The 18,538-nt window shown below is 68.9% G+C and carries 18 protein-coding genes and 1 tRNA gene; 10 read left to right on the top strand and 9 right to left on the bottom strand.

The window, feature by feature from the left end:
- Nucleotides 1–140 precede the first annotated feature (140 nt).
- Together ABZZ22_RS18390 and ABZZ22_RS18395 are read right to left on the bottom strand one after the other, a co-directional pair.
- Nucleotides 141–317 (bottom strand): DUF6104 family protein, encoded by a 177-nt coding sequence (locus tag ABZZ22_RS18390; RefSeq protein WP_354933924.1) that lies wholly within the window; start codon nt 315–317, stop codon nt 141–143.
- A gap of 182 nt (nt 318–499) precedes the next feature.
- Nucleotides 500–4,234: a multifunctional oxoglutarate decarboxylase/oxoglutarate dehydrogenase thiamine pyrophosphate-binding subunit/dihydrolipoyllysine-residue succinyltransferase subunit gene (locus ABZZ22_RS18395; RefSeq protein WP_354933926.1), complete on the bottom strand. Its 3,735-nt coding sequence runs from the start codon at nt 4,232–4,234 to the stop codon at nt 500–502.
- Nucleotides 4,235–4,502: 268 nt separating this feature from the next.
- On the opposite strand from ABZZ22_RS18395, the gene ABZZ22_RS18400 reads away from it, so the two are divergent.
- Together ABZZ22_RS18400 and ABZZ22_RS18405 are read left to right on the top strand one after the other, a co-directional pair.
- Nucleotides 4,503–5,144 (top strand): hypothetical protein, encoded by a 642-nt coding sequence (locus ABZZ22_RS18400; RefSeq protein WP_354933928.1) that lies wholly within the window; start codon nt 4,503–4,505, stop codon nt 5,142–5,144.
- Nucleotides 5,141–6,088, top strand: coding sequence for an LCP family protein (locus ABZZ22_RS18405; RefSeq protein ID WP_354933930.1), 948 nt, complete (start codon nt 5,141–5,143; stop codon nt 6,086–6,088). The genes ABZZ22_RS18400 and ABZZ22_RS18405 overlap by 4 nt, the downstream gene beginning before the upstream one ends.
- On the opposite strand, the gene ABZZ22_RS18410 is transcribed toward ABZZ22_RS18405, so the two are convergent.
- Nucleotides 6,085–6,906 (bottom strand): alpha/beta fold hydrolase, encoded by an 822-nt coding sequence (locus ABZZ22_RS18410; protein ID WP_354933932.1) that lies wholly within the window; start codon nt 6,904–6,906, stop codon nt 6,085–6,087. The two genes, ABZZ22_RS18405 and ABZZ22_RS18410, sit on opposite strands and share 4 nt — an antisense overlap.
- 161 nt (nt 6,907–7,067) lie before the next feature.
- Between ABZZ22_RS18410 and ABZZ22_RS18415 the strand changes: the two genes are divergently transcribed.
- On the top strand, nt 7,068–7,829 hold the full coding sequence (locus ABZZ22_RS18415; protein WP_354933934.1) for a lysophospholipid acyltransferase family protein: 762 nt from the start codon (nt 7,068–7,070) through the stop codon (nt 7,827–7,829).
- Between the two features lie 6 nt (nt 7,830–7,835).
- On the opposite strand, the gene ABZZ22_RS18420 is transcribed toward ABZZ22_RS18415, so the two are convergent.
- Genes ABZZ22_RS18420 through ABZZ22_RS18430 form a run of 3 tightly spaced genes read right to left on the bottom strand, consistent with a single transcriptional unit; the run spans nt 7,836 to nt 9,165 of the window.
- Complete coding sequence (locus tag ABZZ22_RS18420) at nt 7,836–8,120, bottom strand: MazG-like family protein (protein WP_354933936.1); 285 nt, start codon at nt 8,118–8,120, stop codon at nt 7,836–7,838.
- Nucleotides 8,121–8,174: 54 nt separating this feature from the next.
- A complete protein-coding gene (locus ABZZ22_RS18425) occupies nt 8,175–8,522 on the bottom strand; it encodes a VOC family protein (RefSeq protein ID WP_354933938.1) in 348 nt (115 codons plus the stop codon).
- Nucleotides 8,523–8,559: 37 nt separating this feature from the next.
- Nucleotides 8,560–9,165 (bottom strand): acetoacetate decarboxylase family protein, encoded by a 606-nt coding sequence (locus ABZZ22_RS18430; RefSeq protein WP_354933940.1) that lies wholly within the window; start codon nt 9,163–9,165, stop codon nt 8,560–8,562.
- Between the two features lie 105 nt (nt 9,166–9,270).
- Here ABZZ22_RS18430 and ABZZ22_RS18435 point away from each other — a divergent pair, with 105 nt between their 5' ends.
- On the top strand, nt 9,271–9,477 hold the full coding sequence (locus ABZZ22_RS18435) for a DUF4287 domain-containing protein (protein WP_354933942.1): 207 nt from the start codon (nt 9,271–9,273) through the stop codon (nt 9,475–9,477).
- A gap of 210 nt (nt 9,478–9,687) precedes the next feature.
- Here the strand turns inward: ABZZ22_RS18435 and ABZZ22_RS18440 are convergent, their stop codons facing one another.
- Together ABZZ22_RS18440 and ABZZ22_RS18445 are read right to left on the bottom strand one after the other, a co-directional pair.
- Entirely contained in the window at nt 9,688–10,356 is a 669-nt protein-coding gene (locus ABZZ22_RS18440) for an HAD-IA family hydrolase (RefSeq protein WP_354933944.1), read from the bottom strand.
- A gap of 57 nt (nt 10,357–10,413) precedes the next feature.
- Nucleotides 10,414–10,486, bottom strand: a tRNA-Arg gene (locus ABZZ22_RS18445).
- A gap of 86 nt (nt 10,487–10,572) precedes the next feature.
- Between ABZZ22_RS18445 and argS the strand changes: the two genes are divergently transcribed.
- Nucleotides 10,573–12,237 carry an arginine--tRNA ligase gene (argS, locus tag ABZZ22_RS18450; RefSeq protein ID WP_354933946.1) on the top strand — a complete coding sequence of 555 codons (1,665 nt, stop codon included), beginning with the start codon at nt 10,573–10,575 and terminating at the stop codon, nt 12,235–12,237.
- On the top strand, nt 12,234–13,619 hold the full coding sequence (gene lysA, locus ABZZ22_RS18455; RefSeq protein WP_354933948.1) for a diaminopimelate decarboxylase: 1,386 nt from the start codon (nt 12,234–12,236) through the stop codon (nt 13,617–13,619). The genes argS and lysA overlap by 4 nt, the downstream gene beginning before the upstream one ends.
- A gap of 106 nt (nt 13,620–13,725) precedes the next feature.
- Here lysA and ABZZ22_RS18460 read toward each other — a convergent pair whose 3' ends face one another.
- Complete coding sequence (locus ABZZ22_RS18460; RefSeq protein WP_354933950.1) at nt 13,726–14,298, bottom strand: hypothetical protein; 573 nt, start codon at nt 14,296–14,298, stop codon at nt 13,726–13,728.
- A gap of 80 nt (nt 14,299–14,378) precedes the next feature.
- On the opposite strand from ABZZ22_RS18460, the gene ABZZ22_RS18465 reads away from it, so the two are divergent.
- From ABZZ22_RS18465 to thrC, 4 genes are all read left to right on the top strand, one after another.
- The gene (locus ABZZ22_RS18465; protein ID WP_354933952.1) at nt 14,379–15,038 is read left to right on the top strand and encodes a hypothetical protein; all 660 of its coding nucleotides are present in this window, start codon (nt 14,379–14,381) and stop codon (nt 15,036–15,038) included.
- 53 nt (nt 15,039–15,091) lie between these two features.
- Entirely contained in the window at nt 15,092–16,051 is a 960-nt protein-coding gene (locus tag ABZZ22_RS18470; RefSeq protein ID WP_354933954.1) for a zinc-binding dehydrogenase, read from the top strand.
- Nucleotides 16,052–16,157: 106 nt separating this feature from the next.
- Nucleotides 16,158–17,471, top strand: a complete 1,314-nt coding sequence (locus ABZZ22_RS18475; RefSeq protein WP_354933956.1) for a homoserine dehydrogenase — start codon at nt 16,158–16,160, stop codon at nt 17,469–17,471.
- Nucleotides 17,471–18,538: a threonine synthase gene (thrC, locus tag ABZZ22_RS18480; RefSeq protein WP_354933958.1), complete on the top strand. Its 1,068-nt coding sequence runs from the start codon at nt 17,471–17,473 to the stop codon at nt 18,536–18,538. Before ABZZ22_RS18475 ends, thrC begins: the two co-directional genes overlap by 1 nt.

The following is an 18,538-nucleotide window of genomic DNA, read 5'->3' on the forward strand; positions in this document are numbered from 1 at the left end:
CGCGAAGGTCATGTACTCGCTCGAGTGGTGGGCCTGGTGGGCCGCCCAGCCGACCCTGGTCCGGCCCACAACTGATTTCTCGGCCGCCGAAACTACAGATTCGGCTCGCCAGAACTACGGTTTCGGCGAGTTCCTCGGGGTCAGTCCTCGGGGTCGTCGAGGCGGGCGAGCCAGGTGGCGAACCGCTCGACGGCGGTCTCGTGCTCGGGGTGTATGTCGACGAAGGCCTGGAGCTGCTCGGCGAGCCAGGCGAGGGTGACCTCCTCGTCGCCCCGACGGGTGACGAGCTCCTCGATGCCGCGGTCGGTGAAGTACATGGACTCATTATTTCACCCACCTGTCTCAGACGTACGAAGGCCCCCCGGCGCGAACGCCGAGGGGCCTTTCATCTGCGTGGGTTTCGACTCGCGGTCACGGCCTCGCAAAATCGGCCGTGCGCTCGCTCAACCCGACCGGCCGACGCGGAGCGCTCCCTCGTCGCGCTACGCTGCCCGGTCGATCAGGAGAAGGCGCGCTCGATGAGCTCCGCCTGCTCGACCGTGTGCCGCTTGATGGTGCCGACGGCGGTGGTGGAGGAGGCCGGGCGGGTGATCGGCTCGACCTCGCGGTCCAGGTCGGGAACCACGTTGAGGTAGTAGCTCGGCCACGGGCCCTGGTTGTAGGGCTCGTCCTGAACCCACTTGACCTTGGCGTCGGGGTATTTCGCGAGCTCGGCTGCCAGCTCCTCGGTCGGCCACGGGTAGAGCTGCTCGACGCGGACGATCGCGACGTCCTCGCGGCTCCGCTTCTTACGCTCCACGACGAGGTCCCAGGTCAGGCGGCCGGAGACCACCAGCACGGTGCTGACCTTCGAGGCGTCGGCCTCGGCGTCGGCGATGACCGGCTGGAACGAGCCCGAGGTGAAGTCGGCCGGCTGCGAGGCGGCGTCCTTGCGACGCAGCATCGACTTCGGGGTGAAGACGATCAGCGGGCGGTGCTCCTCGCCGAGGGTGTGCGTACGAAGCAGGTGGAAGTAGGACGCCGGCGAGGACGGCTGAGCCACCACCATGGCCTCGTCCGCGCACAGCGTGAGGAACCGCTCGATGCGCGCCGAGGAGTGGTCGGCACCCTGGCCCTCATAGCCGTGCGGCAGCAGCAGCACGACACCGGAGTCCTGGCCCCACTTGGTCTTGCCGGCCGAGATGTACTCGTCGATCACCGACTGGGCGCCGTTGACGAAGTCACCGAACTGCGCCTCCCAGAGGACGAGCGCCTCCGGGCGAGCCACCGAGTAGCCGTACTCGAACCCGAGGGCGGCGTACTCCGAGAGCAGCGAGTCGTAGACGTAGAACTTCGCCTGCTCCTCGGTCAGGTTGTTCAGCGGCGTCCACTCATCGGCGTTCTTGCGGTCGATCATGGTCGCGAAGCGCTGCACGAACGTGCCGCGACGCGAGTCCTGACCGGCCAGACGCACCGGGCGGCCGTCGAGCAGCAGGGAACCGAAGGCGAGCGTCTCGCCGGTGGCCCAGTCGATGCCGCCGTCGGAGATCTGGGTCGCGCGACGCTGCAGCTGCGGCATCACCTTCGGGTGGACCGTGAAGCCCTCCGGCGGGGTGACGTACGCATCCGCGATCCGCTTCAGCACGTCCTGCGTGATGGCGGTGACAGTCTCGCCGGCAGGCTTCTCCGGGTAGTCCGGGACGGTCTCCCAGGCCTGCGGCATCTTGTCGGCCTCGCGCACCTCGGTGAAGACCTGCTCCAGGCGGGCCTGGTAGGCGGCCAGGACCTGCTCGGCCTCCTCGATCGTGATGTCACCGCGACCGATCAGGGACTCGGTGTAGAGCTTGCGGACCGAGCGCTTCTGCTCGATCAGGTCGTACATCATCGGCTGGGTGAACGACGGGTCGTCGCCCTCGTTGTGACCGCGGCGGCGGTAGCAGATGAGGTCGATGACGACATCCTTGTTGAACGCCTGTCGGTATTCGAAGGCGAGTCGTGCGACACGCACGCAGGCCTCGGGGTCGTCGCCGTTGACGTGGAAGATCGGCGCCTGGACCATGCGCGCGACGTCGGTGGCGTACAGGGAGGAACGGGAGGAGCCCGGCGAGGTGGTGAACCCGACCTGGTTGTTGATGACCAGGTGGACGGTGCCACCGGTGCGGTAGCCACGCAGCTGGGACAGGTTGAGCGTCTCCGCGACCACACCCTGGCCGGCGAAGGCGGCGTCACCGTGGACCAGCAGCGGCAGCACCGGGAAGACGGGGCCCTGGTCGAGCACGTCCTGCTTGGCGCGGGCGATGCCCTCCAGGACCGGGTCGACGGTCTCGAGGTGGGACGGGTTGGCGGCGACGGAGACCTTGATCTTGTCGCCCAGGTCGGAGACGAACTCGCCCTCGGCGCCGAGGTGGTACTTCACGTCGCCGGAGCCCTGCACCGTACGCGGGTCGATGTTGCCCTCGAACTCGCGGAAGATCTGGTTGTAGGACTTGCCGACGATGTTGGCGAGCACGTTGAGGCGACCGCGGTGGGCCATCCCGATCGTGACCTCGTCCAGACCGGCCTCGGCGGCGGCCTCGCAGACCTCGTCGATGACCGGGATCGCGGTCTCGCTGCCCTCGAGGGAGAACCGCTTCTGGCCGACGAACTTCGTCTGCAGGAAGGTCTCGAAGGCCTCGGCCTCGTTGAGCTTCGACAGGATCCGGAGCTGCTCCTGGCGCGGGGTCTTGTCGTAGGGCCGCTCCACGCGGTCCTGGATCCACCGGCGCTGCTCGGGGTCCTGGATGTGCATGTACTCGATGCCGGTGGTGCGGACGTAGGAGTCACGCAGCACACCGAGGATCTCGCGCAGCTTCATGAACGGCTTGCGGCCGCCGGCGAAGGAGCCGACCGGGAACTCGCGGTCGAGGTCCCACAGCGTCAGCCCGTGCGACTCGATCTGCAGGTCGGGGTGCGAACGCTGCTTGTACTCCAGCGGGTCGGTGTCGGCCATCATGTGACCACGCACGCGGTGGGCGTGGATGATCTCGCCGACCTTGACCTGCTTGGAGATCTGGTCGTCGTGGGTGGTGTCGATGTCCTGGTTCCAGCGGATCGGCTCGTAGGGGATCCGCAGCGACGCGAAGATCTCGTCGTAGAACTCGTTCTCGCCGAGCAGGAGCCGGTGGACGGTGGCCAGGAACTCGCCCGACTGCGCGCCCTGGATGACCCGGTGGTCGTACGTCGAGGTCATCGTCATGATCCGCGAGACCGCGCTCTTGGCCAAGGTGGCGTTGGACGCGCCCTGGAACTCGGGCGGGTAGTCCATCGAGCCGACGCCGATGATCGCTGCCTGCCCCTGCATCAACCGCGGCACCGAGTTGTTGGTGCCGATGCCGCCGACGTTGGTCAGGCTGACGGTGGTGCCGGAGTAGTCGGCCATGGACAGCTTGTTGTCCTTGGCCTTGCGGACGATGTCCTCGTACGCCGTCCAGAAGCCGGCGAAGTCCATCAGCTCGCATCCCTTGATGGACGGCGCGACCAGCTGGCGGGTGCCGTCCTTCTTCTGCTGGTCGATGGCCAGACCGAGGTTGATGTGCGGCGGGGTCACCTGGGTCGGCTTGCCGTCGATCTCGGCGTAGGTGTTGTTCATCGCCGGCATCGCCTTGATCGCCTTGATGATGGCGTAGCCGATGAGGTGGGTGAAGGAGACCTTGCCACCGCGAGCGCGCTTGAGGTGGTTGTTGATGACGGTGCGGTTGTCCCACAGCAGCTTGACCGGCATGTTGCGCACGGAGGTCGCGGTCGGCACCGCGAGCGACACGTCCATGTTCTTGGCGGTGGCGGCGGGGATGCCGCGCAGCGTGGTGTAGGTCGGCTCGTCGGTGACCGCGACGGCGGTCGGCTTCGGGGCGTCCTTGGGAGTGGGCTTCGCGGTGCCCGTGGCCGGCTCCGCGGCCTGAGCGGCCGGGCGGGGCTTTGCCTTGGGAGCCGGAGCCGCCTTCGCCACCGGCGCCTCGGCGGAGGTGGGTGAGGTCGGCGCGGGAGTGTTGGCCGACGCGGGGGAGACCGGAGCCTTGGCGGCGGGCGAGGCCGGAGCCGAGGCACCGTTCTGCGACGCGCCGGGCTGTCCGTTTGTCTCGAAGAACTTCACCCACACGGGGTCAACACTGCTGGGATCCTTGGTGTACTGGTCGTACATCTCCTCGACCAGCCACTCGTTGGCGCCGAATTCCGCGGGGATGTCGGCAGTGTTGGGGGACGGGGTGCCTGAGGACACGGCTTGATTCGCCTCTTCCGAATTTTCGCACTGTAAGAAATGGGTTGCCCACGGGCAAGGCTATCCCGCCGAACACACAAATGCCCGATGCTGGCTCCACCTGTGGACAGGATGTAATCCGTCACACATATTGCGTTACCTGCCGGGCGGAGTTGCAACCCGGGTCCTTGTGCGTACAGTGGCCCGGTCCGAGAGCAGGTCGACGAGGCGGATCCCCTACATGACGAGCAGCAGCACAAGGCAAAGTCGGTCGACCGGTCGGCGCGTCGTGACGGCACTCACGGCGGCCTTCCTGAGCGGCACCGTGGCCCTCGCCGGATGCGGTGGCGAGCCCGACGAGCCCGCCGCCTCGTCGTCGGCGTCGCCGCCCCCTGCCCCTATGGTGAAGTCGGCCGCCAAGCTCATCCACGTCCAGGGCAAGTTCCCGAAGAGCCGGCACCAGGCGGTCGCCGCCAACGTCTCCGCGGTCGTCGACCGCTGGCTGCAGGCTGCGTACGTCGGGGGTGACTTTCCGCGCGCGACCTCGACCTACGGCAACGTCTTCCCGGGGTTCTCCAAGGGCGCGGTCGCTCAGGCGGGCAAGCAGATGAGCCTGATGAGCAGCGCCACGATCGCTCCCCACATCGACGGCGTCGAGGTGGTCTCCAGCGACGTGCACGTCGACCTGCTGGCCAACAACAACCATCCGGTCGGCGCGGTCGCGCGGGTGCGACTGGTCTACGACACCACCGGCGAGCGCGAGTCCCGCCAGATCGTCCGCGGCCACCTCGACCTGGTGCCGACCAAGAGCTCCTGGGCCGTCTTCGGCTTCAACATCACCCGCGAGGAGAAGGGGGCACTGGACCCGTCTTCGGCGCCGTCGGCCTCGCCCAGCCCGTCCTCCTCCAGCAAGTCGGGAGACAAGTCGTGAGCCCTCTGACGAAGTTCGTACGCCGCCGCCTCCTGGCCACGCTCGCGCTCGGCCTGATGCTCGCGATGACCGCGATCCTGGTGCCCGACGCCCAGGTCGCCGAGCCGCGTGCCGAGCTGATCGCGACCAAGTGGGCCAAGGGCCTCGACGTCGCCAAGCACACCCGCAAGGGCGGCACCATCTGGGTCCTCGCCGTGGGCTCGGACGCCCGTCCCGGCCAGAAGGTCACCCGCAGCCGCGGCGACGCGCTGCACCTGATCGGCTTCAACCCGTCCTCCGGCCACGCGACCGACATCAGCATCCCCCGCGACTCCTACGTCAACATCCCCGGTCACGGCCGCTCCAAGATCAACGAGGCGCTGACCTTGGGCGGCCCGAAGCTGATGGGCCGGGCCGTCGGCAACCTGGTCGGCGTGCAGCCGCAGTACGTCTTCGTCACCTCCTTCTCGGGCATGAGCGACCTGGTGATCGGCATCGGCGGGGTCGACGTCGACAACCCGCGCGCCTTCAGCGACCCCTACGTCGCGCGCTACGGCTTCAAGAAGGGCCGGATCCACATCAGCGGCCCGCACTCGGTCGACTTCGCGCGGGCCCGCAAGACGCTGCCCGGCGGCGACTTCGACCGCTCGGCCAACCAGGCCCGGGTCATCCGCGGCATCCACCGCAAGATCGTCGCCCGGCAGAACGAGACCGGCTTCATGGCCAAGGGCGTCTCGCTGGTGATGAAGAAGATGCACACCACCGGCCTCTCCGGCCGCGACCTCTACCAGCTGGCCCACGCCGTCGCCGCGATCAACCCGAGCAAGGTCCGCACCTGCGTCCTTCCGGGCGGGATCGGCAACGTCGGCGCGGCCAGCGTGGTGTTCCCCAACGTCCAAGCCGCCCGCGCGATGGGCAACGACGCGCGCAACGACGGCCGGCTCAACCGCGGCTGCCGGGGCTAGCTTCGAGCTCTGACGAAGTCGCGCACCAGCGGTGCGACCCGCTCGGGATGGTCGGCGACCACCCAGTGGGAGCCCTCGATCTCGTGGACCGTCAGGTCCGCGACGTACGGCTTCGGGGCCTCGGCGGCCAGAGCGCGGCTGACATAGGCGTCGCCGATCGGGGCGATGACCTGGACCGGGACGGTCACCGGGCGCGGCCGCGGGCGAGCCATCCGGGCGATCGCGTTGGCCCGGTAGAGCTCGAGGCCGTTGATCCGGTCCGAGCGGGTGCGGTCGAGGGCCGAGCCGCCGACGATCCGGTCGAGGAGGCCTGAACGCCAGGCGAGCTCGGGAAGCAGCGGCGCCTGGAAGAACCCGATGTAGGTCGACCCGGCACCCTGCTTGAGGCGAGCGAGCACGCCACGGGCGGTTCTATCCGGCGTACGCAGCCAGGCCCCGGTCTGGTCGAGGCTCGGCCCGGAGATCGACGTGAACGACGCGATCCGTTCGGACGGTACGTTGCCGGCGACCGCCTCCCAGGTCTGGGTCGAGCCCCAGTCGTGGGCGAGCAGGTGCGCCGGCGCGGCCGGGCTGACCGCGTCGATGACGGCCTGCAGGTCGGCGTTGAGCTGTTCGATCAGGTAGCCCTCGCGGGTGGCCGGTGCCTGCGAGCTGCCGTGGCCGCGCACGTCGTACGTCACGATCCGCAGGTCGCCGCCCAAGATCCGAACCAGCGGGAGCCACACGCTGGAGTTGTCGGGATAGCCGTGGACGCAGATCAGCGTCGGGCGGGTGTCGCCGGGGGAGCCGAAGTCGGTGACCGCCAGTCGGAGCCCCATCGGTGGTCGTCACATGCAGGGTGCTCACGCGACCACCTCCGTAGCGCGAGCGCCAGAGTACGGACGCGGTCGCGTGTCGATTGGATGGTTCACTCGCTGACGCTCGTTCACGGAACGAGGCTAGTCCGACGGAGTTCACCGCTACGTGACACGATTCGGACATGGACATCAGCTATCCGGTCACGATCGCCGCGGCTCGCACCTGGTTCAAGCTCGGCGACATCAAGATCAACATGACCGGCGTGGAGCACATCCCGAAGTCGGGCGGCGCCCTGCTGGCCGTCAACCACCTCTCCTTCGTCGACTACGTCATGGCGGGATTCCCCGGGGCCGAGCGTGGCCGGCTGACCCGCTTCATCGCCAAGAAGGAGGTCTTCGACCACCCCGTCGGCGGCCCGGTGATGCGCTCGTTCCACCACATCCCGATCGACCGCAGCTACGGCGCGGCCGGGATGAAGAAGGCCGTGGACTACCTCCAGGACGGTGAGGTCGTCGGGATCTTCCCCGAGGCCACGATCTCGCGCTCGTTCCTGATCAAGGACCTCAAGACCGGCACCGTACGCATCGCAGCCGAGGCCGGCGTCCCGCTGATCCCCGTCGTGCTGTGGGGCACCCAGCGGATCATGACGAAGGGCCGACGCGTCGATCTGTCGCGCCACAAGACTGTCGGCATCGAGATCGGCCCGCCGCTGCCGGTGACCGGCGAGGACCCGGCCGCCGAGACCGCGGCGCTCAAGGCGCAGATGGAGGCCATGCTCGACCGGCTGATCAAGGCGCACCCGGCCGAGGAGCAGCCCCCGGGCTCGTGGTGGCTGCCGAAGGCGTACGGCGGCTCGGCCCCCACGCTCGAGGAGGCCGAGACGATGTACGCCGAGGAGCGCAGGCTCCGCGCCCAGCGGAAGGCCGCGAAGCGGAAGTCCTAGGCGCCACTAGGTCGGGGCGCCGACCTTTTCGGGCAGGAGGCCGCGCTCGGCGGCGGTCATCGCGGTGATCGCGTCATCGAGGAACTCCTCGATGACGCCGTCATAGCTGTGGATACTGCCTGGTCGGGGATTCTGCCCGGTGGCTCCGATGAGTGTGGCGATGGCCTCGCCGGCCTCTTCGCTCACCTTCGCAACTCTCCCCCAGAGAACGGCTTCCACGTCGCGATCGCCCTGGGACTCATCGAGCCACCGGGACAGATACGCGAGCAGAGCCGGCGTAGCGTCGGTCATGCGGTCGGAGTCTAGGGCGCTCCCGGTAATTCGGTCGAGCCTTAGAATTTGTGGCTACTCGGCAGGTTGATACACGCCGAGCCGATTCCCGGACGGGTCGGTGAAGATGAAGCGACGCCCGCCGGGGTAGTCGTAGGGCGGGTCGAGGACGGTGCCGCCGGCCTTCTCCACAGCCGCCAGCGCGGCCTCCAGGTCGGCCGTCCGGATGAGCGGGAGCGGGGCGACCGGGGTCTCGGAGGCGTACATCCCGCCGTTCTCGTCCTTGCCGTCCGGGCCGACGATGCCGGCGTACATCCCGCCGTAGTCGTTGAAGGACCAACCGAAGGCCGACTCGTAGAAGGCGCGGGAGCCCGGGAGATCGGTGACCGCGAGCTCGAGGTAGTCGATGTGAAGTGCATTCATGCCACTCGACGCTACCTGCGACCACCGACACTCGGACTCAGCCGAAGTCGACCTCGAAGCCCTTGCCGCGGAACGACGCGATCTTGGTGGCGTCGCGGAGGTAGGCGAGCGGGCCGTCGGGGTCGAAGCGCCAGCTGCCGCGTGCGGGCAGGAGCTTGGCCCGGCCGCTCATGGTGAGCCAGGCGGTCTCAGGGTGCTCCTCGATTCCGAGCTGCTCCACGTTGCCCCGCATCTGGACCCGAGGAGCGATCCGGGTGACGTCGCTGAACCGGGCCGTCGCGATCGGGCCCTCGTCGTGGCTCGACTCCCAGGTGTGGGTCGACAGCGGCCCCTTGGTGGCGGATCCTCCGCTGAACTTGGCCAGCCCCTTCGGGATCGCCCACAACGTACGGCCGCCGGCCACGGAGTCGGGGGAGTCCACCCAGATGTCGACCACGCTCACCGCCTTCTTCCCGTTTGAGGCGGTGATCACTCGGGCGGAGAGGAGCTCGTGGTAGGTCAGCGGGCTGGGCTCGGTGTAGTCGACCAGGGCGACGGCGTAGATGCCCTTCGGGTGCCGCTCGTCGACATGGTGTCCGAGCCGGTAGACCGAGAGCCACATCGATCCGTGCATGTGCCATGGGGCTGGGGGATAGCTGGTCACGTACGTCTCCCGAATTCTGTTGTCGATCCGTGTCGAGATGGTGATGCTTCGCTCGACGCGTTGGTGAGTGGCGATGGTCGCCACGCTTGCACAAGGAGACCAGAGATGACCGATCAGGTGAAGGGCCCCGCCTCCTACTTCCCGTCCATCGAGAAGAAGTACGGCCGCCCGATCGCCGAGTGGAAGCAGATCATCCGCGACCACAGGAGCAGCAAGCACATGGAGCTCGTGGCCCACCTGAAGAGCGAGTACGCCCTCGGCCACGGTCACGCCAACGCACTCGTCGCGCACACGCTCGCCGAGGGTCGGTGAGCAGGTGGACCGGAACCGTTACGCCTGCGACGGTTGAGGTGCATCAACTGCCTCAGGTGCAACGGTTCCGGTCCGTCGGCAGGCCGCGAAGGTTGCCTGCTGGTTGGGCGAGCCGATCCTCGATGCACACAGTTCGTTCCTTCCGCGGCGTGCATGAGTGTCACTGGCTCGGCCAGGGTCACGAACCGTGTGTCGCCGCTTCTGCGCGGATCAGAGAGCCACGCCGTGGGTCGCCAGCTGGGCGATGAGGGCGGCCATCGCGAGCTCGTCGTCGACGTCGAGGGTCCAGTGGATGGCTGACATGCCTGCTGATCGCGCGCCCTCGACGTTCTTGGCGCTGTCGTCGACGAACAGGATCTCGCCGGGCTCGGATCCGATGAGATCGGCCGCGCGCCGGAAGAAGCTCGGATCGGGCTTGGCCACGCCGAGCTCGTAGGAGTAGCAGCTCACGTCGAAGAGGTCGTCGTAGCCGAGCGTGGAGCGCATGAGGTGGCTTCGGTGTGCGGCCTGGTTCGTGCCGAGGTGCACGCCATAACCGGCGGTCCGCACCCGACGTATGACCTCGGCCGTCGCCGCGACCGTCTCGACTGTGCCCCACACGGCGGCATAGACCTCCGCAGTGGAGGCGGACGACCCGTGCTCGACGAGCAGCCCCTCCAGCGTCGCGACGAAGTCGACATCACCACCGGTGAGGAGCGGCGACTCCAGGGCCCAGGCGGCATGGAGGAAAGCCTCCGAGCTCTCCCCGAGGAACGGCTCCGCCGCGGCGTACCAACCTCCGGGGAGATGCTGGAGCACACCGTCGGCATCGAAGAGGACATGGCGTACGTCTGCGGTGTTCATCTCGCCGACAGCGTGACATGGATCGGCGTCGCGCATGACCTGTTCTCGGGCAGAAAATGAGAGAGACCGCTGGTCACCCAGCGGTCTCGTCTGTGCCCCCGGCAGGAATCGAACCTGCGGCCTACGGTACCGGAAACCGGCGCTCTATCCCCTGAGCTACGGAGGCAGTGCACCGCCTGAGCGATGCAGATGGAACCCTACAGGCTGGGACGGATAACGGTGAAACCGACTGGCGCTTATACGCTGGACCTCGTGACTCCTGAGCAGCTTTCCACCGCGGTCGTCGATGTCCTCACCGCGCTCGTCGATGAGGGTGCGATCACCCTTCCCGACGGCGTTCCGAGCACTGTCACGGTGGAGCGACCCCGGCAGAAGGGGCACGGCGACTACGCCACCAACGTCGCGCTGCAGCTGGCCAAGAAGGCCGGCATGAACCCGCGCGCGCTGGGGGAGCAGGTCGCCGAGAAGCTGAAGGCGACCGACGGGATCGCCGACGTCGAGATCGCCGGGCCGGGCTTCCTGAACATCTCCGTGGAGGCCGGTGCCCAGGGCAAGGTGGCGGGCGAGATCGTCGCTGCCGGCGCCGCCTACGGCAACAACGAGGCCTTCGCGGGACACAACATCAACCTGGAGTTCGTCTCCGCCAACCCGACCGGCCCGCTTCACCTCGGCGGTGTCCGCTGGGCCGCGGTGGGCGACGCGCTGGGCCGCGTGCTCGAGGCGAGCGGCGCCGAGGTGACCCGGGAGTACTACTTCAACGACCACGGCGGCCAGATCGACCGTTTCGCGCGCTCGCTCCTGGCCTGGGCGCAGGGCAAGCCGGTGCCCGAGGACGGCTACGGCGGGGCGTACATCGAGGAGATCGCCAAGCAGGTCATCGCCAAGGAGCCGGGCGCGCTCGAGAGCGATGACCCGCAGGAGGTCTTCCGTGCGATCGGCGTGGACCTGATGTTCACCGAGATCAAGCAGAGCCTGCACGACTTCAACGTCGACTTCGACGTCTACTTCCACGAGGACAACCTGCACAAGTCCGGTGCCGTGGACCGCGCCATCGCGAAGCTCAAGGAGCTCGGCAACGTCTACGAGAAGGACGGCGCGATCTGGCTCGCGACCGAGAAGTTCGGTGACGACAAGGACCGTGTCGTGATCAAGGCCGACGGCAACGGGGCCTACTTCTCCGGCGACCTCGCCTACTACCTCGACAAGCGCGAGCGCGGCTTCGACCGCTGCTTCATCATGCTGGGCGCCGACCACCACGGCTACGTCGGCCGGATGATGGCGATGTGCGCCGCCTTCGGCGACACGCCCCATGAGAACCTCGAGATCCTGATCGGCCAGATGGTCAACCTCCTCAAGGACGGCCAGCCGATGCGGATGTCGAAGCGCGCCGGCACCGTGGTCACCATCGACGACATCGTCGAGGCGATCGGCGTGGATGCGGCCCGCTACGCGCTGGCCCGCTACTCCAGCGACTCCAACATCGACATCGACCTGGACCTGTGGGCCAAGGCCGACAGCGCCAACCCGGTCTACTACGTGCAGTACGTCCACGCGCGCACCTGCCGGATGATGGCCAACGCCGCCGATCTCGGCATGCAGATCGACCTCGACGCCTTCGACCCCTCGCTGCTCACCCACGAGCGGGAGGGCGAGCTGCTGCGCGCGCTCGCCGAGCTTCCGCGCGTGGTCGCCACCGCCGCCGAGCTGCGTGAGCCCCACCGGGTCGCCCGCTACCTGGAGGACACCGCCGGGATCTTCCACCGCTGGTACGACGATGACGACTGCCGGATGCTGCCCAAGGGCGACGAGCCGGCCGGCCCTGTCAACCTGGCCCGGCTGGCGCTCGTCTCCGCTGCCCGCACCGTCTTCGCCAACGGCCTCGGGCTGCTCGGCGTCTCCGCTCCGGAGCGGATGTGAGCGGGCACGCATCGCCGGGCTCGTTCACCGGCACCTCCCCGGTGTGGCTGAAGACCCCGGACGACGTCAACGCCCTCGTGCCGGCGCTGTGGTCGGCGACGGCCGAGAAGACCGACGGTGTCCTCACCGTCGGTGGTGTCGCGGTGCCCGACCTGGTCGCGAACATCAACACCCCTGCGTACGTCCTGGACGAGGCCGACTTCCGCGAGCGTGCCCGCGCGTTCCGTGACGCCTTCACCGGCTACGACGTCTACTACGCCGGCAAGGCGTTCCTCTGCACCGAGGTCGCGCGCTGGGTGGCGCAGGAGGGGCTCTGCCTCGACGTGTGCTCCGACGGTGAGCTCTCGGTCGCGCTGCGCGCCGAGGTGGACCCGGCGAAGATCGGCTACCACGGCAACAACAAGACCCCGATGGAGCTGCGTCGGGCGATCGTCGCGGGCGTCGGACGGATCATCGTCGACTCCTTCGCCGAGGTCGAGCGGGTCGCCGCGATCGCGGCCGAGACCGGCATCACCGCCAAGGTGATGGTGCGGGTGACCGCCGGCGTCGAGGCCCACACCCACGAATACATCGCCACCGCCCACGAAGACCAGAAGTTCGGCTTCTCGATCTCCTCCGGCGACGCCTTCGAGGCCGTACGTCGGCTGCTCGAGGCTCCGAACGTCGAGATGCGCGGGCTCCACTCCCACATCGGCTCCCAGATCTTCGACTCCTCCGGCTTCGAGGTCGCTGCCCGGCGCGTGCTGGCGCTGCAGGCGCGGATCCGCGACGAGCTCGGCACCGAGCTGCCCGAGATGGATCTCGGTGGTGGCTTCGGCATCGCCTACACCACCCAGGACGACCCCTCGACGCCCAAGGCGCTCGCCGAGGAGCTGACCGCGATCGTCGAGCACGAGTGCCGTGGCTTCGGCCTGGCGGTGCCGCACCTCTCGATCGAGCCGGGCCGGGCCATCGTCGGGCCTTCGATGTGCACCGTCTACACGGTCGGCACGGTCAAGGAGGTCGCCCTCGACGGCGGCGTCACCCGCACCTATGTCAGCGTCGACGGCGGGATGAGCGACAACATCCGCACGGCCCTCTACGACGCCGACTACTCCGCCACGCTCGCCGGCCGGTCCTCGACCGCCGGGCCCGTCCTCGGTCGCGTCGTCGGCAAGCACTGCGAGGCCGGCGACATCGTGGTCAAGCACGAGTTCCTTCCCGGCGACATCGCTCCCGGCGACCTGATTGCCGTGCCGGGCACCGGTGCCTACGGGCGTTCGATGGCCTCCAACTACAACCACGCGCTGCGGCCCCCGGTCGTCGCGGTCCGTGACGGGGAGTCCCGCGTCATCGTCCGGCGCGAGACCGAGGCCGACCTGTTCGCCACCGACCTGGGCTGATCGGGTCTGTTCCTTCGTCAAGGTATGCCGACGAAGGAGCACATCCCTTGCGGAGCTCCGCTTGGGATGTGTTCCTTGCCCTGCATACCTTGATGGAGGGACAACCTCACGCCCGCAGCGCCCGGAGCACCGCCCGCCCACGAGGTGAGAGGCGATAGCCGACCGGGAGCGACTCGGTGAGACCGAGCTCCTTGAGGCGGCGGATGTCGGCCTTGAACGGCTTCTTCTCGCGCCCGATCGAGGCCGCGATGGTCTCGGCGAGCTCCCCGGGACGGGCCTCGATGAGCTCGAGGTGCTCCCGCGTCCACGGCCCCCGACGACTGCGCCGGTCCATGTCGGCCAGCTTTGCGACCAGCGCGGCGGTCTCCGTCTTGCCCGGGCGCTTGGCGCGCAGCGCGATCCGCTCGTCGTCGCCGGCGTAACGCACCTCGATCCGATAGACCTCCCCGTCCTTGCGAGCGAGGAACTCCAGCAGGTCCGGGAGCGTCGTACCTGCCCGGCGGGCCTCCTCGTCGGTGAGCGCATCACAGGTCACCGGGGACACGGCGACGAACTCGACCACACCCACCCCAGTGCGCTGGCGACCGCCGGCGACATGCATCGGACGCTTCCAGCGGCGGAAGGCCAGATCGATCTCACCGGCGCGGATGCGTTCGAGGTCGGCGTTGGGGAACAGCACCCACCCATCAAACCTCGTAATCAAGAAATTCGGTTTCGCCTTCCCGAAATCCGGTGGTGCAGGCGCTTACGATGGAGCGCATGCCGAGGGGCGCCTACTCAGATGGAGCCGCGGCGCCGTCGCAGGCGCCGCGGACCTCTGTCGCCCGCATGACGAAGGAGCGGCGCGACAGCGTGACCCGCGCTGCGCAGACGTTCGGCTGGTCGGTCGTGACGGGCAAGGCTGCGGCGCAGCGGCCGGTTCGGTGGGAGGTGCTGGGCACTGACGTACGCGCCGAGCGCTGCGACCTCGTCGTCGACGGCTCCTGCGACGGGATCCTGGTCGAGTACTGGCACGGCAAGGCGTCCCCGGGGAAAGGTGCCTGGCGCCCGGCGCGCTGGGTGGTGGTGCGGGTCCCCGCCCACCTGCCCAAGACAGCCGCGATGATCGGGCTCTCGCCAGGCTCCGGCAACACCGGCACGGGCCGGGTGCCCACGCCGGTCTTCTTCCCGCCGGAGTTCCGTGCCAAGACCAGCGTGACCACTCCCGACGGGGCCGTGATCGCGGCGGACGAGGAGCACGCCCGGGCGCTGTCCCGGTTCGCCAGCCACGTCGTCGACGAGCGCCTGTGGGTGGTGGCCCGCAACGACGCCATCACGGTCACCACCGACGTGGAGCCGGACGCGGAGGAGCTGCTCCGGCGCGTACGCCTCGCGCGTGACGTCGCCGCTGTGCTCCGGCCGATCCCGGAGCTCGCCTGAGGTCTTCCCGAAAACCTTGACCTCAAGTCAGCTTGAGCATGTTGACTCGCCGTATGAGAGCGATCAGACAGCACGAGTTCGGCGGCCCGGAGGTCCTGCGGATCGAGGAGGTGGCCGACCCGACACCGGGTCCGGGCCAGGTACGCATCAAGGTGGAGGCTGCCGGCATCCACCGTCTCGACACCTCGATCAGAGCGGCCGACCTTCCGCCGACGATGCCGCGCCCGGAGCTTCCGATGACTCCTGGCCGTGAGGTTGCCGGGGTGGTCGACGAGATCGGGGATGGCGTCGACGAGGTCTGGCGGGGCGCGAAGGTCGTCGCCCACCTCGGTGTGGGGAGCAGCGGCGGCTACGCCGAGCTCGCCGTCGCCGACGAGAAGCAGCTCTACCTCCGCCCCGACGGCCTGGAGTCGGCCGACGCCGTGGCCGCGATCGGCACCGGACGCACCTCGGCCGCTGTGCTCGAGGACGCCCAGATCACCCCCGACGACGTCGTCGTGGTCACCTCGGCAGCCGGTGGCATGGGTGCGATCCTGCTCCAGGGCATCCGCAACGCGGGCGCTCGTGCGGTCGGGCTCGCGGGCTCGGACGCCAAGCTCGAGATCGCCCGCGGGTTCGGTGCGCAGACGGTCGTCGACTACCGCAAAGACGGTTGGCTGGAGCGGCTTCGCGCCGCGGAGCCGCGGATCACGGTCCTCCTCGATGGGCTCGGGGGTGACGTACCCAGGCAGGTCTATGCCCACCTGGGGGCCGAGGGCCGGATGGTCCGGTTCTCCGGCGACCAGGACGGCTATGAGGGCGGCGCGACGATCATCGACATCCTCGGCCCCCGGGTCCTGGGCCGGATCAAGGAGTTCGAGCGGGCCTCCCTCGAGGCCGCCGCGAACGGCACCCGCAAGCCGTACGTCGGCTCTGCCTTCCCTCTCGCCGAAGCTGCGGCGGCCCACGCCGCTCTCGAGAATCGTGAGACGACGGGAAAGGTCGTCCTGCTGACTCAGCCGAGCTCGTTGTGAAGCTGAGAGTGGCCTATAGGTCACTCTCAGCTTCACAACCCCGTCGAGGTGTCCGCGCCTAGAGCGGAAGTCGGACCCGGGAGCCGGTCCCGGATACCCTTGGCGCGTGAGCAGCAACAAGACGACCGCGCACGCCGTCGAACCCCTGGGCGTCGCCGTCCTCGGCTGCGGTGTGGTGGGGTCCCAGGTGGTCCGGCTCCTGCTCGAGGGCGATGCGGATCTCGCCGCCAGAGTGGGTGCCCCGTTGGAGATCAGAGGCGTGGCCGTACGCCGCCTCGACGCACCTCGCGACGTCGAGGTGTCCGCGGAGCTGCTCACCACCGACGCGCAGGGCCTGGTCGCCCGCGACGACGTCGACCTCGTGATCGAGGTGATCGGCGGCATCGAGCCGGCGCGCGGCCTCATCCTCAAGGCACTGGAGAGCGGCGCCAGCGTCGTCACGGCCAACAAGGCGCTCCTCGCCGAGGACGGCCCGACCCTCTACGAGGCCGCCGAGAAGGCCGGCACCGACCTCTACTACGAGGCCGCGGTCGCCGGCGCGATCCCGATCCTGCGCCCCCTGCGCGACTCGCTCGTCGGCGACCACGTCACCAAGGTGATGGGCATCGTCAACGGCACCACCAACTACATCCTCGACAAGATGGACACCTACGGCGCCGGCTTCGAGGAGGCTCTCGTCGAAGCCCAGGAGCTGGGCTATGCCGAGGCCGACCCGACCGCCGACGTCGAGGGGTTCGACGCCGCCGCCAAGGCCGCGATCCTGGCCTCGCTCGCGTTCCACACCCGAGTGACCGCCAGCGACGTCTACCGCGAAGGCATCACCGAGGTCACCGCCGGTGACGTCGCCTCCGCCAAGGCCATGGGGAGCGTCGTCAAGCTGCTCGCGATCGCCGAGCTCGACGACGACGACGTCTCGGTCCGGGTCCACCCGGTGATGATCCCGCGGAGCCACGCACTGGCGACCGTACGCGGCGCCTACAACGCCGTCTTCGTCGAGTCCGCCTCGGCCGGTGACCTGATGTTCTACGGCCAGGGCGCGGGCGGGGAGCCCACCGCGAGCGCCGTCCTCGGTGACCTGGTCACGATCGCGCGCAACAAGGTCCTCGGCACCCGCAGCTTCGGCGAGTCCTCCTACGCCGCCCGCGCGGTGCGCCCGATGGGGGAGACCGTCACCCGCTACCACGTCAGCCTCGACGTGGCCGACAAGGCCGGCGTGCTCGCTGCCGTTGCGACCGCCTTCTCCGAGCACGGCGTCTCGATCAAGGCCGTCCGCCAAGAAGGACGCGGCGAGGACGCCCAGCTCGTCGTCGTCTCCCACGAAGCCCCCGACGCCGCGCTCGCGGCGACCGTGCAGCACCTGCGCGAGATGGAGTACGTCCGCGACGTCGCCTCGGTGATGCGCGTAGAAGGAGCAGTCTGATGACAACCAGCCAATGGCGCGGCGTGATCGAGGAGTATCGCACCCTCCTCGACATCCCCCAGGACACCCCCGCGGTCACGCTGGGCGAGGGCGGCACCCCGCTGGTCCACTCCGAGTGGCTCTCCAGCGCCACCAAGGGTGAGGTGTGGCTGAAGGTCGAGGGTCAGAACCCGACCGGCTCGTTCAAGGATCGCGGCATGACCGCGGCCATCTCCGTCGCCGTCCACGAGGGCGCGAAGGCTGTCGTGTGCGCATCGACCGGCAACACCAGCGCCTCGATGGCCGCCTATGCCGCCAAGGCCGGGATCACCCCGGTCGTGCTCGTCCCCAACGGCAAGATCAGCGCCGCCAAGATGGCCCAGGCGCTGGTCCACGGTGCCGAGGTGGTCAAGGTACGCGGCAACTTCGACGACTGCCTCAAGCTCTCCCGCGCGCTCGCCGACAGCTACCCGGTCGCGCTGGTCAACTCCGTCAACCCGATCCGGCTCGAGGGCCAGAAGACGGCTGCCTTCGAGGTGGTCGACCGCCTCGGCGACGCTCCCGACTACCACCTGATGCCGATCGGCAACGCCGGCAACCTGTCCGCCTACTGGCTCGGCTACGAGCAGTACGCAGCGGCGGGCCACGCCACCAAGACCCCGGTGATGCGCGCCTTCCAGGCAGAGGGCGCGGCGCCGCTCGTGCTCGGCCACCCGGTCGAGCATCCCGAGACCAAGGCGACCGCGATCCGTATCGGCAACCCGGCCTCATGGCAGCTCGCCGAGGCCGCGGCCGCCAAGTCCGGTGGCCGGTTCCGCGCGCTCACCGACGAGCAGATCCTCTCCGCCCAGTCCCAGCTCGCCCGCAACGACGGCGTCTTCGTCGAGCCCGCCTCGGCGGCGGGTGTCGCGGGCCTGCTCGCCGACCTCCAGGCGGGGGAGACCTACGCCGGAGCCACCACCGTCATCACCGTCACAGGTCACGGCCTCAAGGACACCGCCACCGCGTTGGAGTTCTTCGGTGAGCTGACCGAGATCGTCATCGACGCCGACCTCGAGGCCGCGGCGGCCGCAGCCGGGCTCGCGTAG

This window comes from Nocardioides sp. NPDC006273, assembly GCF_040613495.1.
Classification (GTDB): domain Bacteria; phylum Actinomycetota; class Actinomycetes; order Propionibacteriales; family Nocardioidaceae; genus Nocardioides.